Below are 16,339 nucleotides of genomic sequence, written 5' to 3' on the forward strand. Positions count from 1 at the left end.
CCCGGATGCAGGGGCAAGCCCTTTGGTTCCTTTCGGCGCTTGAGAAAGGGACTCGTCCGGGGGACGAAACCAGAAGCATCCGCAGAACTCGGCAAGCAGCCTGGCTCAGGACGTTCTAGCAACACTTAACGCAGACATAGCCAATGAATTCGCCCCTTCTACAGCGCCCCGGCTTTCTTCCACGCCAGGTATCGGCTCACCAGTTGCGGCCCCAGCTCGCTGGGGCGGGCGTCCAGCACGGGTACGCCGTGGGCGGCCAGGCGTTCATGGAGGTTGTTGCGGGCATTGAGGTAGTCCACCGTGCCGCAATAGGCGAGGGCGTCATCGAAGCCCAGCACCGGGGTGTGGCGCAAGCTGTCGAGGACCTCCTCGCGCAGGCTGACTACCAGTAGGCGGTGCTGTCGGCCAAGGCGTTTCACTGCGCTGAACAGCTCGGCATCGTCTTCATCGCGCAGGTTGCTCACCAGCACCACCAGGGCGCGCCGGCGCTGGCGTGCCAAAAGCGCTTCCGCAGCGGCGCTGTAGTCGGCCGGGCGCAGGGTGCTGTCCAGGTCGTAGACGCCGTTGAGCAGCACATTCAGCTGTGCCGGGCCCTTCACCGGCGCCACGAAGCGGTCGTGCTCCGCAGCGAAGGTGCTCAGACCCACCGCATCCCCCTGGCGCAAGGCTACGTAGCTGAGCAGCAGGCTGGCATTGAGTGCATGGTCGAAGTGGGACAGGTCACCGTCCTGGCTGCGCATGCGACGGCCACAGTCGAGGAGGAAGACGATCTGCTGGTCGCGCTCGTCCTGGTACTCGCGAGCGATGGGCGTGCGTTTGCGTGCGGTGGCTTTCCAGTCGATCTGGCGCAGGGTGTCGCCGTCACGGAACTCCCGCAGCTGATGGAATTCCAGGCCAAGCCCACGGCGCGGCCGCTGGCGCACGCCCAGTTGGCTGAGCCAGTCGTCCACCGCTTTCAGCTGGGCACCGTAGAGGCGTGCGAAGTCCGGATAGACGCGCGCTTCGCCAGGGAGGTCGAGCACCCGTTTGTGGCGCCACAGGCCCAGTGGACTGGGTAGCTGGACTTCGCAAGCCGGGAAGTAGAAGTGGCCGCGTTTGAGCGGGCGTACCCGGTAGCCGAACTCGGTGTGTTCGCCGGGATGCAGGGCCACCTGCTGTGGCAAGGGTTCGAACTCCATGGTCGCCGGCACCTGGTCGAAAACATCGACCATCAGGGGGCGGCCGTAGTCATGGTGCAGGGTCAGCCGGACTTCACTCCAGCGGCCCAGTGCCAGGTTCCCCGGCAGTGCCCGTTCCAGGTTTGGCGACGGCAGGCGGCGTAACCAGACGGCGTCGAGCGTGCCGAGCAGCGCCAGGGCGCAGAGCAGGCCCCACCAGAGCGGCTGCAACTGCGCCGGCAGGCCTACTCCCAGGGCTGGCAAGGCGCCGAGCAACAGGGCCAGGCCGAAGAGTCCGGCCACCAGCGCGAGCAATGCGCGGGAAGGCTTCATAGACGCGGCGCCGGCACCTGATCGAGGAGTTGCTGGAGTACCTGGTCCACCGAGAGGCCTTCTATATCCAGTTCCGGCGAGAGACGCACGCGGTGACGCAGCACCGCCAGGGCGCAGCCCTTGACGTCATCCGGCACCACGAAATCGCCGCCGCGCAGCAGGGCACGGGCGCGGCCGCCACGGACCAGCGCGATGGACGCACGTGGTCCGGCCCCCATCGCCAGGCCCGGCCAGCTACGGGTAGCGCGGGCCAGGCGCACTGCGTAATCGAGCACCTGGTCGTCTACCGGCAGCTCGCTGGCGATCTTCTGCAGGGCCATCACATCGCGGGCCTGGAGGAGGGTGCGCAGCGGCGCTACTTCGAGCATGTCGGCGCGGGCAGAGCGGGTGACTTGGCGTACCAGGTTGAGCTCTTCGTCCGCAGCCGGGTAGTCCATGCGCAGCTTGAGCATGAATCGGTCGAGCTCGGCTTCCGGCAGGGGATAGGTGCCTTCCTGCTCGATGGGGTTCTGCGTCGCCAGCACCAGGAACGGCTGTGGCACCGGCAAGGCGCGGCCTTCGAGGGTCACCTGGCGCTCCTGCATCACTTCCAGCAGGGCGGCTTGGGTCTTGGCCGGGGCGCGGTTGATCTCGTCCGCCAGCAGCAGGTTGGTGAACACCGGGCCTTTGCGCAGCTTGAACTGCTCGCTCTGCATGTCGTACACGGCGTGGCCGGTAACGTCGCTGGGCATCAGGTCAGGGGTGAACTGGATGCGCGAGAACTCGCCGCCGAAGCAGCGGGCCAAGGCACGCACCAGCAGGGTCTTGCCGAGCCCGGGCACGCCTTCCACCAGCACGTGACCGCCAGCCAGTAAGGCGGTGAGCACGTCTTCGATCACGGCGACCTGGCCAACCACGGCCTTCTGTAGCTCCAGGCGCAGGGCCTGGGCCAGTTGGCTGGCCCTCTGGCGCTGGGTAGCGGCCGAGGGCGCGCTGGCGCCGGTAGCTTCGGATTGCGACGGGTCGGAAATCTGTTCGCTCATAGGGCATTCCTGAGGGTTTGCAGGTGGGCGACCTGGCGGATGAAGTCGGCGGCGTTGAGCCGTTGTTTGGGCAGCGGCCGCATGGCCTGGCTGATGGCGCTTGGCGGCAGACGGGTCAGGCGGCCCAGCACCTGCCACTGCTCGGCCACGGGAAGCCGTTCGAAACCGGGGTGGCGATGCCGTGCGCGGCGCTGGATATCCCGTTGCAGGCCTTGCAGCAGGCTGGTCTGGCCGCTGCGGCGGAGCAGGAAGTCGGCGCTGCCGCGCAGGTGTTCTTCGAGTTGTCGGCGCGCCCGGTTGGCCGGTGCCTTCAGCGGGCCCTGGCGCTGGCCGACATGCCAGAGCACCAGGACGATGAGCAGCATCAGGGCCACCAGGGCCTCGGGGAAATTCTGCCCGAGCAGGGTGCCGAGGCTGTCGCGCTCGGCGCGGTACAGCAGGGTGACGGCGCTGTCCTGCGTGAGATACCAGAGCAGCCAGGCGTTGTCGTATTCGATGATGTCGCGGTTCTGCCAGATCCAGCCGTCGGTGAGCACTGTGATCAGTCCGTCACCGTGGTTCAGTTGCAGCATGTGCGTGGCCTTGGCGCTGTTGGCCCAGGCGTGAGCTCGGTTCTGGCTGTCGTAAAGGTGGAAGTCCGGATCGAAGTTGGCGTAGGCGGGTGCCTGTTCATTTTCAAGGTAGAGCTTGGTCAGCTCGGGGAAGGGGTCTTCCTCGGCCTGGGCCTGCTCGTCCTGCGTGGCCGCGGCGTCCATTGCCTGTGCCTCGGCCTCGCGCTCCTCCGGCTCCCCTGGCTCGGTGCTTTTGTCTTCATCCAGGTCCTTGGCTTCGTACTGCTGGACGCCCAGGCGGTCGGCCAGCAGGTCGCCGCTCTTGCCATCCTCTTCCTCATAGAGGCGTTCGGCGATGAACAGCAGGTGGCCGCCTTTGTTCGCCCACTCCAGCAGGCGGTCGGCCTGACGAGGCGTCATGCGCGAGCGACTGCCGAGCAGGAGCAGGCTGTGGCCCGCGCTGGGAAGGCCGTCGAGCACGTCGAGTCCGTCGGCGCGGGTCACTTGCAGGCCCTGCTTGCGCAGGAAATGTTCTGCGGCGAGATAGGGATTGCCCAGCACTTCCGGTGCCGGGCCGTGTTCGACGGTGTCCTGGTAGGGCTGCAGGCGCCCGGCGATGTAGATCGCCGCCAGCCCAAGCAGCAGAAACAGGCCGGCACCGATGAGGAAGCGCGGACGCAGGTTCACGACACGGCTCCCGTGACGAACAGACGTCGCCAACCATCGCAGAGGCCCTGGCGCAGTTCGGCGGCGGGTAGGCGGTGACCGTAGGCGAGGTTCTGCCAGTGGCCGGTGAGGGTCTGGCTGTAGCCTTCCAGTTCGGTGTTATCCAAGCGACGCACCAGTTGTAGCACTTCACCTTCGGTGTGGGACTGCCTGAGCGGCAGGCGGAAATCGTGCAACAGGCGGCTGAGCAGTGCACGGTAAAGCAGGCCGAGGGCTTCGCGGGGCTGGCTGGCCCAAAGGCGTTCGACTTCTCCGGCGACATCATCGGGCAGGCTTTCCGGCGCCAGTTCCAGGCCGAACAGCACCGATGGCGCTTCACGTCGACGGCGCTGCGGCAGCCCCAGGCGGCTTGCGAAGGCGGCGAGCCAGTCGCGGTAGCGCCAGAGCAGCAAGCCCAACAGACTGATCAGCAGACCCCAGAGCAACACTTTGATCACCAGGGCGACAGCATCCAGGCTCTTGGCGTATTCGGCCAGCTTGAACAGGTTGCGAATGAATTCAGCCCAGCCTTCCATGTCTTCAGGCTTCACATCCTGGTCGGGGCTTTCCTCGCCCAGGCGCCAGCGGGTAACGGTTTCGCGGTTCTGGAAGGGCGGGGCGTCGAGCAGCGCGGTGATGCTGTCCTTCGCCGCCTTGCCGGTCAGGGACTGATGAGTGAGGCGTTCAGCATCGGGGCCGTCGAGGAATGCCTGGGGTGCGAGGCAAAGGGGCGAGGCATCGTCTGCCATGGCGGGTTGCGGCAATTGGATCAGCAGCAGGCCCACGCCCAGCAGCAAGGCATAGGCGGTGCCGGTCAGGCGCTGGCGCAGGCGGCGGAACTGCAGCTCGATATCCCAGCCTTCCAGGGAGGTGCGGCGGTTTAGATACAGGGTAAAGCCACAGGCAACGTACACCGGTCCCCAGACCATTAGCACCAGGGCATAGAGGCTGTTGGATAGATGCTCCAGCCAGAGCCATTCGCCGGAGGCCATTTCCAGGAGCTTCTGCCAGTCCCAGTCGATTGCCACCTGCTGAGGCAGCATCAGGTAGAGCAGTGTGACCAAGCCGAACCAGAGCGCTGACTCCAGGTGCACGCCGATCACTGTCAGCCAGGTGGCGCCGCCCGCATCGCGCTGGCCCAGTACCACCAGGCGCTGGCTGCGGGCCTGCCCGGAAAGCCCTTCGAGCTGCAGCACCGGCAAGTCGAAACTGCGGGTAGTGCTGAGGCGGCGCCAGGTGAGGCTGGCGAGCAACTGGGGCTTGAGAAGGCGCGGGTAGGCGCGCAGGGCTTCCTTGAGCGTAGGCGTATCGCCGAACAGGGCACGGGAGAGGATGTACAGCGGCAGGCGTTCGTAGGCCGGCTTGAGCAGCCAGAACAGGAAGACGGACAGCCCCGGGTAGTTCCAGCAGATCAGGGTGAGCAGGCCGAACACCGGTAAGGTGACGAGGGCCCAACTGGCCATCAGCAGGCCAGCGTGACGGCGGGCCAGCAACACGCCAAGGTCCATGGCCTCCCAGGCACTGCGCGGGCGGATGGCGACGCTGGCGTCAGTCAGGCGCATGCGCCCTCCTGCCGACCAGGCCGAAGTAGAGGCCTACGAGCAGCCAGAGGCCGGCGCCCACCAGGTATTTGACCTGGGGCTCCACCAGGGTCATGGAGGACCAGTAGGCTTCGACGAAGGCGGCGATCACCAGCAGCAGGATCACCCCGGCCACCAGTTGCACGCTGTGTCCGGCGGCCAGGCGCAGGGCTTCGCCACGGGGCAGGCGGCCGGGGGCGAGCAGGGCCCAGCCCAGCTGCAGGCCGGCGGCGCCCGCGAAGGCAATGGCGGTGAGTTCGAAGGCGCCGTGGCCGATGACGAATGACCAGAAGGTTTCACCGAAGCCGATCTGGGTCAGATGGCCGGCCACCGCGCCGATGTGCAGGCCGTTGAACAGCAGGAAGAACAGGCTGCCGACACCAAAGAGCAGGCCTCCGGCGTAAGTCTGAAAGGCGATGCCGATGTTGTTCATGATGTAGTGGCCGAACATCATCCAGTCATCCCCCGAGTCTCGTTCGCTCATGGGGCCGATGCGTCGGGCGTCCGGGTCATACATGGACTCCATTGACGACACCTGTTCCGGGTCCAGCACGCTGTAGACCAGGTCAGGCCAGTTGTGCACCAACAGGCCCATCAGCAGCAGGCTCCCGTAGAACAGCAGGCTGGCGGCGGCGATGCTGCGCCACTGATTGCGAACCAGGCGCGGGAAGCCGCCGAGAAGAAAGCCCAGCAGGCGCGCGCCGAGGTGGCTGCGATGGCGGTAGAACTGCTGGTGGCCGCGCATGGCCAGCTGCTGCAGGTGCTCCACCAGATGGCTGCTGTAGCCGCGCTCCTGGGAGAGCGCCAGGTGCTGGCAGAGCTGTCGGTAGTCGGCAGAGAATGTCGCACAGGCCTGCGCATCGGCCTTGCCGCGTTCCAGGCGGTCGAGCAACTCGGCGAAGGCTTTCCAGCTTGCCTGGTGCTGGCGTTCGAAGAGGTTCTGTTTCATGGCGAGTTCGTCCCCAACAGGCCACGAGCGATGCCGTTTATACGCGCTTGCGCCTGTTCCGGTGGCACTTCCAGCGGCTCGGCAAGGATGCCGGCGAGTTCGGCGCGACGGGCCGGCGACAGGCTGGCCTGGCGCTCGGCGAAGCTGAGCAGGGCGCGCTGGTCGGCCAGGCTCAGGGGGAAGGGCGTGCGCTCCGGCTCGGCATACGGCAGTTCAGGACGCTGGATCTTTTCGTCGCGGTAGACCACCAGACTGCCGGCGGCGATGTCGCCCAGGCGCTTGAAGGTCGGGTGCAGAAGGCAACTGAGGACGCCCAGGGTGTAGGCGAAGGGCAGCATGTCGACGAAGCGCAGCAGGTTGCGCACCAGCGAGGCGGACCAGCCAATGGGTGTGCCGTCGTCATGCACCACCTGCAGGCCCATCACGTGCTTGCCCGGCGAGCGGCCCTGGTTGAGCACCTCGAACAGCACCATGTACCACCAGTTGAGCAAGAACATGAGGATCAGCCCGAGACCTATGCCGAACTGCCCGAGCAGGGCCAGGGCGATGAACAGCACAAGCATGATGGCACCGCGGATCGCCAGGTCGATGGCATAGGCCAGCGCGCGGGGTAACAGGCCGGCGGGACGCAGGACCAGGTCAATGCCTTCTGGTGTCTCTACCTGGTAGCGGGTGTCCAGCGGCAGGACCTGGGACTCGGCAGGATGGGAACTGGATCGGGTTGCGGGCATCGGCTGGGCGCCAAGGGGAAAGCCCGATGCTAGCGACCGGCCGGTATCCAGGCAACCTGGCAGGAAGGACTCAGCCCGCATGCTGTGAAGGGTGTGGGAAAGTCGACGGGTCAGCGTGTGCGCAGGCATGTGCGCGAGGTGCGGAAGGCACAGGCATGGGGGCAGTCCTTGTCGGGGGTCGATCATCCAGTGGCGGCGATTCTAGGCCCGCCATAATCCGGCCAGCAAGCGGGTTGATGGTGAAGTTTCCCAGCCTGTTCGGCGCCGTTGCCTGGTCCGCCCCGGTGTTAGACTGACCCGCTCACGAACAAGGGGGACGCCGTGACTTCCAGCATCTTCTGGCACGACTACGAAACCACCGGTATCAACCCGCGCTGCGACCGTCCGCTGCAGGTTGCCGGCATTCGCACGGACGAGGCGCTCAACGAGATCGGCGAGCCGATCAACCTCTACTGCAAGCCCAGCGACGATATCCTGCCGCATCCGGCAGCTTGCCTGGTCACTGGCATCCTGCCCGGTACCCTGGCGGAGAAGGGGCTGGGTGAAGCCGAGTTCATGCATCGGGTACATGCCGAACTGGCGCTACCAGGCACCTGTGGCGCCGGCTACAACACCTTGCGCTTCGACGATGAGGTCACTCGCTACAGCCTCTACCGCAACTTCTACGACCCCTACGCTCGCGAATGGCAAGGCGGCAACAGTCGCTGGGACCTGATCGATGTGGTTCGCACCGCCTATGCGCTACGTCCCGAAGGTATCGAGTGGCCTCAGCAGGACGGCCGTGTCAGCCTGCGCCTGGAGCTGCTCACCGCCGCCAACGGTATCGATCACGGCCAGGCTCACGATGCGCTGTCCGATGTGCGTGCGACCATCGCCCTGGCCCGTCTGCTGCGTGAGCGTCAGCCGAGGTTGTTCGACTATCTCTACCAACTGCGCAGCAAGCACAAGGTGCAGGAGCAGGTGCGCCTTTTGCAGCCGCTGGTGCATATCTCCGGGCGCTTTGCCGGCGAACGCCACTACCTGGCGGTCGTCCTGCCGCTGGCTTGGCATCCGCGCAACCGCAACGCATTGATCGTGCTGGACCTGCAATCAGATCCGGCGCCGCTGCTGGAACTCGACGGGGAGGTTCTGCAAAAGCGTCTCTACACCCGACGTGACGCGTTGGCCGAAGGTGAGTTGCCGGTGCCGCTTAAGCTTTTGCATATTAACCGTTGTCCAGTAGTAGCACCGCTGGCGGTGTTGCGAGAAACCGATCGCCAGCGCCTGGGCGTCGACCTGGAACTCTGTCAGCGTCGTGCCGTGCAGCTCACCGAGCTGGCCGCCGTCTGGCAAGAGAAGTTGCCGGTTATTTATGCGGAGGAGGAATTCATTTCGCTGGATGATCCTGAGCAGCAGTTGTACGGCGGATTTCTCGGCGACCGGGATCGTCGTCTCTGCGAACAAGTACGGCGTGCCGATCCGCAGCAATTGTCCCGGGAAAATTGGCCGTTCGACGACACGCGCCTGCCGGAGTTGCTGTTCCGTTACCGTGCGAGAAACTTTCCTGAAACTTTGTCGGAGACCGATCGGTGGCGCTGGGAGGAGTTCTGCAGGAACCGGCTGAAGAGCCCGGAATTCGGGGCGCCAAATACCCTGGAGAGTTTTTTCGCGGCCCTGGATGAGTTCCAGTCCAAAGCCGATCCGGCGCAACAGGCGGTGTTGCTGGAGTGGCACCGATATGCCCGGGAACTGGGTCATCGCTATCGGTTGTGATAACCGCCCCCTGAACTTTCCGGGGTTTACCTGCGCCATAAAAAACGCCAGCGGATGCTGGCGTTCTTTATTGCCGAGGGGCTTAGCCCAGGATGGTGGCCCATCCTTCAACGGTGTCGGCGCCCCACTTGGCTTTCCACTCTTTCAGAGTCTTGTGGTTGCCGCCTTTGGTTTCGATGACTTCACCCGTGTGCGGGTTCTTGTACTGCTTGACCTTGCGGGCGCGCTTGCTGCCAGTAGCACCGGCCTTTGCAGCGCGCGGAGCCTTGCTGGAGCGGGCATCCGGATCGAGCAGGGCAATGATGTCGCGCAAGGACTTCTGATATTCACCCATCAGGGTGCGCAGTTTGCCTTCGAACTCCAGTTCTTTCTTCAGCTTGTCGTCCTGGGACAGGTTCTTCAGGCGCTCTTGGAGCTCCTTGATGGCTTCTTCCGTAGCCCGGTATTCGTTGATCAGCGACATGTCGGCGTCCCTTGTTGGAATCGTACGTTGACTTGCGATTGCGAAGTGTCAGCAATAATAGACAGCGATTATCTGTAAGTAAATAAGCACGAAAACTTTTGTACGCATTGTTGTCGGCTTCTTCTTTGATACTAGTCCCGCTGCCGTTCTAATGCGTAATTGTGCTTCGGATACTCGCTATATCACCGTCGGATGGTGCCCTTTAGTTGTGCGCTGTGTGTTGTACCTCGATCAGCAGAATCCCCTTCAAAGCACGCGGTTACTGAAGTTTCTGCGCGCAGTAGCTAGAATGGCTGCCTTTGCGAAGTCTCTGGAGTGTTCCCTCATGCGCACATTTCGTCTGGTGATTGCCTGTCCGGACGGCGTCGGTATCGTAGCCAAGGTCAGTAACTTCCTGGCTACCTACAACGGCTGGATCACCGAGGCCAGCCATCATTCGGATAATCAGAGCGGCTGGTTCTTCATGCGCCATGAAATCCGTGCCGATTCCCTGCCTTTCGATCTGGATGGTTTCCGCCAGGCGTTCGCGCCGATCGCCCGTGAGTTCGCCATGGACTGGCGGGTGACCGATTCCGAAGTAAAAAAGCGTGTCGTGCTGATGGCCAGTCGTGAGTCCCATTGCCTGGCCGATCTGCTGCACCGCTGGCACAGCGGCGAACTGGATTGCGAGATCCCCTGCGTGATCTCCAACCATGACGACCTGCGAAGCATGGTTGAGTGGCATGGCATTCCCTACGTTCACGTTCCGGTGGATCCGAAGAACAAGCAGCCGGCCTTCGACGAGGTTTCCCGTCTGGTGGAAGAGCATCGCGCCGATACCGTGGTGCTCGCCCGTTACATGCAGATCCTCCCGCCAGAGCTGTGCCAGCGTTACGCCCACCAGGTGATCAACATCCACCACAGCTTCCTGCCGTCCTTCGTTGGCGCTAAACCCTATCACCAAGCGTCGTTACGCGGCGTGAAGCTGATCGGCGCCACGTGCCACTACGTCACCGAGGAGCTGGATGCCGGCCCCATCATCGAGCAGGACGTGGTGCGCGTAACCCACCGCGACAGCGTCGAGGACATGGTTCGACTCGGCAAGGACGTGGAGAAAATGGTCCTGTCCCGTGGGCTACGCTATCACCTTGAAGACCGGGTGTTGGTGCACGACAACAAGACCGTCGTGTTCGACTGATCCCTTCGGCGGGCACCGCTCCGGTCAATTGGAACAGGAGCCCGCCCTATGCTCAGATCCATCAAGGTGCGCGACTACATGGCCCGTCACCTGGTGACCTTCAGGTCCGACACCGACCTCTTCCTGGCTATCGAACGCCTGCTGGAACATCACATTCCCGCCGCTCCGGTGGTGGATTCCCAGGGCCATCTGATTGGCATGATCTCGGAGGGCGATTGCCTTCGCGGCATTCTTTCCGGGGCCTATTACGAGGCCATTGGCGGCAACGTCAGTGGCTACATGTCCACCCAGGTGGAAACCATTTCTCCAGAAGCCGATATCATCGATGTTTGCCAGCGCTTCCTGCGTGACAAACGCCGTTGTTTCCCGGTGGTGGAGGAGGGGGTGCTGGTTGGACAGATTAGCCGCCGCGATGTGCTGCGAGCCGTAAAAGCCTTTGCCCAGCACGATTCCGGGCAGCCTCCGGAAGTCTGAGGAACGCCCATGACCGATCCACGCAACCGCGCTACTTCCACACCGCCGCCCACATTGGGCGAAGGCTGCGTACGGCGTTATGACCCGGATGAGCTGAGTGAGGAAAACGGCACCGAGTTTCCCGGGGCTGCCGAACTGTGGCGAAAGGTGCAGGAAGAGGAAGAAACGAAGAAGGCGCCTTAGGCGCCTTCTCTGTATTGGGATGGCGGCGCGTTGATCTAGATCCGGAAACTCCCCACCAGATGCTGCAAGCGTGCTGCCTGCTGATCCAGATCGGCACAGGCGCGCAGCGTGGCTTGGAGGTTTTCCACGCCTTCCTGGTTGAGGGTGTTGATCTCGGTGATGTCCATGTTCAGCGAGTCGACCACGGCGGTCTGTTCCTCGGTGGCGGTGGCCACCGACTGGTTCATGCCGTCGATCTCGCCGATGCGCTGGGTGACGCTGCCCAGGCGCTGGCCGGCCTGGTTGGCGATCTCCACGCTCTGTTCGCTGTAGCGCTGGCTCTCGGTCATGGTGCTGACTGCCTCGCGGGCGCCGACCTGCAGCTCCTCGATCATCTGCTGGATTTCCTGGGCCGACTCCTGGGTGCGGTGGGCCAGGTTACGCACTTCGTCCGCCACCACGGCGAAGCCACGGCCCGCCTCGCCGGCACGGGCGGCTTCGATGGCGGCGTTGAGCGCCAGCAGGTTGGTCTGTTCGGAGATGCCTTTGATCACTTCGAGGATCTGGCCGATGTTCACCGTCTTGCTGTTCAGTGTCTCGATGTTGCCGCAGGAAGCGCGGATTTTCCCAGACAACTCGTTCATCGCCTCGATGGTGCGCTCAACCACTTGGCGGCCGTCTTCGGCCAGGGTGCGCGCCGAGGAAGCCTGGTGCGAGGCATCGGCGGCGTTGCGGGCGATTTCCTGGGCGGCAGCGCCCAGTTCGTTGATCGCCGCAGCGACGCTGTTGGTGCGGTTGGCCTGCTCGTCGGAGTTGCTCATGGACGAATTGGAGGCGTTCAGCACCAGCTTGGCCACCTGGTTCACGTGGTTGGTGGCCGAAGACACCTCGCGGATGGAACCGTGGATACGCTCGACGAAGCGGTTGAAGGCACTGGCCAGTTCACCGAACTCGTCCTGTGCGTGAATCGCCAGGCGGCGGGTCAGGTCGCCTTCACCCTGGGCGATGTCCTGCATGGCGCGACCCATGATGTGCAGCGGCTGCATCAGCACCCGGATCAACATGCCCAGCAACAGGATAATGATCACGACGGCAATCACCGTCGCGATGATGGCCGAGGCGCGGAACTCGCTGAGCATGCCGAAGGCCTTGTCCTTGTCCACCGACACGCCGATGTACCAGTTCACCGAGGGCAGGCCCTTGACCGGGGCGAAAGTCAGGATGCGGGTGACGCCGTCCACCCCCACTTCGCTGAAGCCGGCATTGATGGCCGGTGTGTTCTGCGGATAAATGTCCCGCAGATTCTTCATCACCATGTCCTTGTTCGGGTGCACCAGGACCTTGCCGTCTGAGCTCACCAGGAAGGCATAGCCCATGCCGTCGAAGTCCAGGGCATTGATGATCTGCACCAGGGTTTGCAGGCTCAGGTCGCCGCCGGCCACGCCGAGGGACTGCACCGGCGTGGCGATGGTCATGATCAGCTGGCCGGTGGCCGCATCGACATAGGGTTCGGTGAGGGTGGTGCCGCCGGCGCTCTTGGCGCCCTGGTACCAGGGGCGGGTGCGCGGGTCATAGCCTTCGGGCATTGCACTGTCCGGGCGCATGGTGAATTGCCCGTCCTGGGTGCCGAAGTACGTGAAGGCGAAGGTGGAGCTCAAGGCCCGTTGTTGCAACAGGGTCGGTACGGCGTCAGGCGAAGGGTTGGCGGCCAGGGATTCGGCCACGCTTTCCACCAGTAGAATCCGGCCCGATAGCCAGTTCTGGATGTTGCTGGCGGTGACATCACCCATTTCCTGCAGATAGTTTTCCAGGTCGTCGCGGATCGCATTCCTTTGCAAGTAATCGTTGTACAGGGTGAACAGCGAGAAAGCCGCAATTACCACCAGCGAGGCGGCAAGCAGAATCTTGTGGCTGAACCTCAGGTTTTTGATCATGTTTGCTTGCGTCCGGTTAGGTCAGGCACCAGTCTTCATGGCACGCGAGTGCAGAAAAACTGAGTAGAAACGTCGGTTTATATATCGGCTCGAACCAACAAAAGCTTTAACCGAGGAAGGCAAAATGCCCGAGCAACGTTCCCTGATTCTTGGCGCTGACCCAGAGGGTAATGCCGTTTCCCAGGCCATGAAGCTGGCCAACCGGCACGGCCTCATCGCCGGCGCCACCGGCACCGGAAAGACGGTGACCCTGCAGCGGTTGGCCGAAGCGTTCAGCGACGCTGGCGTGGCCGTATTCGCGGCAGACATCAAGGGCGACCTCTGCGGCCTTGGCGCCGTCGGCAATCCTCAGGGTAAAGTGGCCGAACGCATCACCTCGATGCCCTGGTTGGGGCATCAGCCCCAGGCGTATCCAGTCACCCTTTGGGACGTCGCCGGGCAGTCCGGCCATCCGCTGCGCACCACGCTGAGCGAAATGGGGCCGCTGCTGCTCGGCAACCTGCTGGAGCTGACCGACAGTCAGCAGGCCGCACTCTATGCCGCCTTCCAGGTGGCCGACCGCGAAGGTCTGCTGTTGCTCGACCTCAAAGACCTCAAGGCCCTGCTCAATCACCTCAAGGACCATCCGGAGATGCTGGGCGAGGACCGCGCCTTGTTCGCCGGCGCATCCGCCCAGGCTCTTTTGCGACGCCTGGCCACCCTGGAGCAGCAGGGTGCCGAAGCGCTGTTCGGTGAACCCGCGCTGCAGTTGGAGGACATCCTCCAGCCCGATCGCGATGGCCGCGGACGTATCCACCTGCTGGATGCCAGTCGTCTGGTCCACGAGGCGCCCAAGGTCTACGCCACGTTCCTGCTTTGGCTGCTGGCTGAACTCTTCGAGCAATTGCCCGAGCGTGGTGATGCCGACAAGCCGGTGTTGGCACTTTTTTTCGACGAGGCTCACCTGCTGTTCGCCGATACCCCGAAAGCCTTGCAGGAGCGCCTGGAACAGGTGGTGCGGTTGATCCGTTCCAAGGGCGTTGGTGTGTATTTCGTCACCCAGTCGCCCAGTGACCTGCCGGACGACGTACTGGCCCAGCTCGGTCTGCGTATCCAGCATGGCCTGCGCGCGTTCACCGCCAAGGAGCAGAAATCCCTGCGCGCCGTGGCGGATGGTTTCCGCCCGAATCCTGCGTTTGACACCCTGACCGTGCTCACCGAACTCGGTATCGGCGAGGCTCTGGTTGGCACCCTGGAAGAGAAGGGCACTCCGGCCATGGTCCAGCGCGTGGCCATTGCGCCGCCGCAGTCGCGCATCGGCCCGCTGAACGACAGCGAGCGCGCCGTGCTGGTACGTGGCTCGCCCCAGGCTGGGCGTTACGACAAGCCAATCGATCGCGAGTCAGCCTACGAAATGCTCAGCGCCCGCACGGCACAAGCACCGGTGGATGAGCCCGAGAAGGGCGGCAAGACGCAAGCCAGTCAGCCCGGCATGGGTGACCTGGCCGGCGAGCTGCTGGGAACCTTCGCCAGCCAGGCGATGAAGACCGCGGTGCGCCAGGCGGCCAACCAGCTCGGACGGCAATTGGTTCGCGGCCTGATGGGCTCCCTGCTGGGCGGCAGCAAGCGCCGCTGAGTTGTGGGGTCTATTTCAATCGACTTGCAGGTCGAAGGTCTGCCCTGAGGTTCACTCGGGGCTGCTTAGCTTGCCTTGGCGAATGAATTGGTTATGTCTGCCCTATGTGTTGCAAGCAGCTGCATTGCCCGTAGGAGCTGGCTCTTGGCCCGATGGTAAATCTCTCGCAACAGCCAAACGAAGAAGGGCGCCCGTGGGCGCCCTTCTTCATGTTCGTCCTGATCAGACGATAAAGGTGATGGCCACCCAGAACAGCGCGGCGGAGAGCAGGATCGTGGTAGGCAGGGTGAGCACCCAGGCCATCAGGATGTTGCGCACAGTCCCGCCTTGCAGGCCGCTGCGGTTGGCGACCATGGTGCCGGCGACGCCGGAGGACAGCACATGGGTAGTGGATACCGGCAGGCTGTAGATGTTGGCCATGCCGATGGCGCAGGCGGCGGTGATCTGGGCGCTCATGCCCTGGGCATAGGTCATGCCCTGCTTGCCGATCTTCTCGCCGACGGTGCGCACCACGCGTTTCCAGCCAACCATGGTGCCGATGCCCAGTGCCAATGCCACGGCCAGGATCACCCAGAACGGGGCATACTCGGTGGTGGCGGTCAGGTCCTTGCGCAGCTTCTCCAGGTCGGCCTTTTCGCGAGCCGGCAGTTCAGAGAGCTTGCCCACCTTCTTGGCGGTGTCGTCCAGGCAGAGCAGGTAGCGACGGACCTCGACGCGGGTGTCGTCGTTCAGGTCGTTGTAGTTGGCCACGCCGTTGAGCTTCTGGAGCAGGGCGTTGATGGTCGGCTCGGTCTGCTTCGGATCGCAGCGATAGAGCTGCGGCATCTCGCTGCCATTGCTCTTGCCCAGGGCCAGCATCTCACCAAGGGTGTCGGTGTGACGCTGGTAGAACTGGCTCAGGTGAGTCGCCGCGTCGCGGGTACGCTCGATCTGGTAGGTGGTGCTATTGAGGTCCAGCACGAACTTGGCGGGAACGATACCGATCAGTACCAGCATGATCAGGCCGATGCCTTTCTGGCCATCGTTGGAACCGTGCACGAAGCTCACGGCCATAGCGGAAAGCACCAGGACCAGGCGGTTCCAGAAGGGCGGATGCTTCTTCTCGTCCAGCTCCTTACGGGTTTCCGGCGTCTTGTGCATCTTCGATAACGGGTACATCCACTTCAGACCCAGCAGCAGCAGGGCTGCGACCAGGAAACCGGCAGCCGGGGAGAAGATCAGTGACAGGCCGATATCGATGGCTTTGCCCCAGTTCACACCTTCGCCCAGGGGCAGGTCGGTGAGCAGTGCGTTGGCCAGGCCGACACCAAGGATCGAACCGATCAGGGTGTGCGAGCTGGAGGCCGGGATACCGAAGTACCAGGTGCCCAGGTTCCAGGCGATGGCCGCGGTGAGCAGGCTGAACACCATGGCCAGGCCATGGCCGGTATTGACGTTGATCAGCAGCTCCACTGGCAGCAGGTGGACGATGGCATATGCCACGCCGACGCCGCCCAGCAACACACCGAGGAAGTTGAAGATCCCCGAGAGGATCACCGCCCGGTAGGGCGACATGGCCTTGGTGTAGATGACAGTGGCCACCGCGTTGGCGGTGTCATGGAAGCCGTTGATGAACTCGAAGGTCAGGACGAATGCCAGGGCGAGACAGAGGCTCAGCACCAGCCAGGCATCTAGCCCGCTGAAGAGATCGAACATGAAAGTTTTGTGACTGGCTCATGGAGGGGCCGCGATTAT

The 16,339-nt window shown here is 63.6% G+C and carries 14 protein-coding genes; 5 read left to right on the forward strand and 9 right to left on the reverse strand.

Annotated features, from left to right (window positions below; genetic code table 11):
* Positions 1-158 precede the first annotated feature (158 nt).
* The 6 genes from E8F20_RS23525 to E8F20_RS23550 are packed head-to-tail and all read right to left on the reverse strand — an operon-like array spanning position 159 to position 7,028.
* Positions 159-1,490 carry a DUF58 domain-containing protein gene (locus tag E8F20_RS23525; protein ID WP_280285893.1) on the reverse strand — a complete coding sequence of 444 codons (1,332 nt, stop codon included), beginning with the start codon at positions 1,488-1,490 and terminating at the stop codon, positions 159-161.
* Positions 1,487-2,512 carry a MoxR family ATPase gene (locus E8F20_RS23530; protein ID WP_280285894.1) on the reverse strand — a complete coding sequence of 342 codons (1,026 nt, stop codon included), beginning with the start codon at positions 2,510-2,512 and terminating at the stop codon, positions 1,487-1,489. The genes E8F20_RS23525 and E8F20_RS23530 overlap by 4 nt, the downstream gene beginning before the upstream one ends.
* On the reverse strand, positions 2,509-3,750 hold the full coding sequence (locus E8F20_RS23535; protein WP_280285895.1) for a DUF4350 domain-containing protein: 1,242 nt from the start codon (positions 3,748-3,750) through the stop codon (positions 2,509-2,511). The genes E8F20_RS23530 and E8F20_RS23535 overlap by 4 nt, the downstream gene beginning before the upstream one ends.
* Complete coding sequence (locus tag E8F20_RS23540) at positions 3,747-5,330, reverse strand: DUF4129 domain-containing protein (RefSeq protein WP_280285896.1); 1,584 nt, start codon at positions 5,328-5,330, stop codon at positions 3,747-3,749. The genes E8F20_RS23535 and E8F20_RS23540 overlap by 4 nt, the downstream gene beginning before the upstream one ends.
* Complete coding sequence (locus tag E8F20_RS23545; protein WP_280285897.1) at positions 5,317-6,297, reverse strand: stage II sporulation protein M; 981 nt, start codon at positions 6,295-6,297, stop codon at positions 5,317-5,319. Before E8F20_RS23545 ends, E8F20_RS23540 begins: the two co-directional genes overlap by 14 nt.
* Positions 6,294-7,028, reverse strand: a complete 735-nt coding sequence (locus E8F20_RS23550) for an RDD family protein (RefSeq protein ID WP_280285898.1) — start codon at positions 7,026-7,028, stop codon at positions 6,294-6,296. The genes E8F20_RS23545 and E8F20_RS23550 overlap by 4 nt, the downstream gene beginning before the upstream one ends.
* A 321-nt stretch (positions 7,029-7,349) precedes the next feature.
* On the opposite strand from E8F20_RS23550, the gene sbcB reads away from it, so the two are divergent.
* A complete protein-coding gene (gene sbcB, locus E8F20_RS23555; protein ID WP_280285899.1) occupies positions 7,350-8,780 on the forward strand; it encodes an exodeoxyribonuclease I in 1,431 nt (476 codons plus the stop codon).
* 82 nt (positions 8,781-8,862) lie between these two features.
* Here the strand turns inward: sbcB and mvaT are convergent, their stop codons facing one another.
* On the reverse strand, positions 8,863-9,243 hold the full coding sequence (mvaT, locus tag E8F20_RS23560; protein WP_280285900.1) for a histone-like nucleoid-structuring protein MvaT: 381 nt from the start codon (positions 9,241-9,243) through the stop codon (positions 8,863-8,865).
* Between the two features lie 325 nt (positions 9,244-9,568).
* Here mvaT and purU point away from each other — a divergent pair, with 325 nt between their 5' ends.
* The 3 genes from purU to E8F20_RS23575 are packed head-to-tail and all read left to right on the forward strand — an operon-like array spanning position 9,569 to position 11,077.
* Positions 9,569-10,420, forward strand: a complete 852-nt coding sequence (gene purU / locus E8F20_RS23565; RefSeq protein WP_280285901.1) for a formyltetrahydrofolate deformylase — start codon at positions 9,569-9,571, stop codon at positions 10,418-10,420.
* A 48-nt stretch (positions 10,421-10,468) separates the two neighbouring features.
* On the forward strand, positions 10,469-10,894 hold the full coding sequence (locus E8F20_RS23570; RefSeq protein ID WP_280285902.1) for a CBS domain-containing protein: 426 nt from the start codon (positions 10,469-10,471) through the stop codon (positions 10,892-10,894).
* Positions 10,895-10,903: 9 nt separating this feature from the next.
* Positions 10,904-11,077 carry a hypothetical protein gene (locus E8F20_RS23575; protein WP_280285903.1) on the forward strand — a complete coding sequence of 58 codons (174 nt, stop codon included), beginning with the start codon at positions 10,904-10,906 and terminating at the stop codon, positions 11,075-11,077.
* A 35-nt stretch (positions 11,078-11,112) separates the two neighbouring features.
* Here E8F20_RS23575 and E8F20_RS23580 read toward each other — a convergent pair whose 3' ends face one another.
* Entirely contained in the window at positions 11,113-12,990 is a 1,878-nt protein-coding gene (locus E8F20_RS23580) for a methyl-accepting chemotaxis protein (RefSeq protein WP_280285904.1), read from the reverse strand.
* 124 nt (positions 12,991-13,114) lie between these two features.
* Between E8F20_RS23580 and E8F20_RS23585 the strand changes: the two genes are divergently transcribed.
* A complete protein-coding gene (locus E8F20_RS23585) occupies positions 13,115-14,605 on the forward strand; it encodes a helicase HerA-like domain-containing protein (RefSeq protein WP_280285905.1) in 1,491 nt (496 codons plus the stop codon).
* A gap of 222 nt (positions 14,606-14,827) precedes the next feature.
* Here the strand turns inward: E8F20_RS23585 and E8F20_RS23590 are convergent, their stop codons facing one another.
* On the reverse strand, positions 14,828-16,300 hold the full coding sequence (locus E8F20_RS23590; RefSeq protein WP_280285906.1) for an inorganic phosphate transporter: 1,473 nt from the start codon (positions 16,298-16,300) through the stop codon (positions 14,828-14,830).
* Positions 16,301-16,339: the final 39 nt, after the last annotated feature.

Source organism: Pseudomonas sp. BN415 (assembly GCF_029871195.1).
Classification (GTDB): domain Bacteria; phylum Pseudomonadota; class Gammaproteobacteria; order Pseudomonadales; family Pseudomonadaceae; genus Metapseudomonas; species Metapseudomonas resinovorans.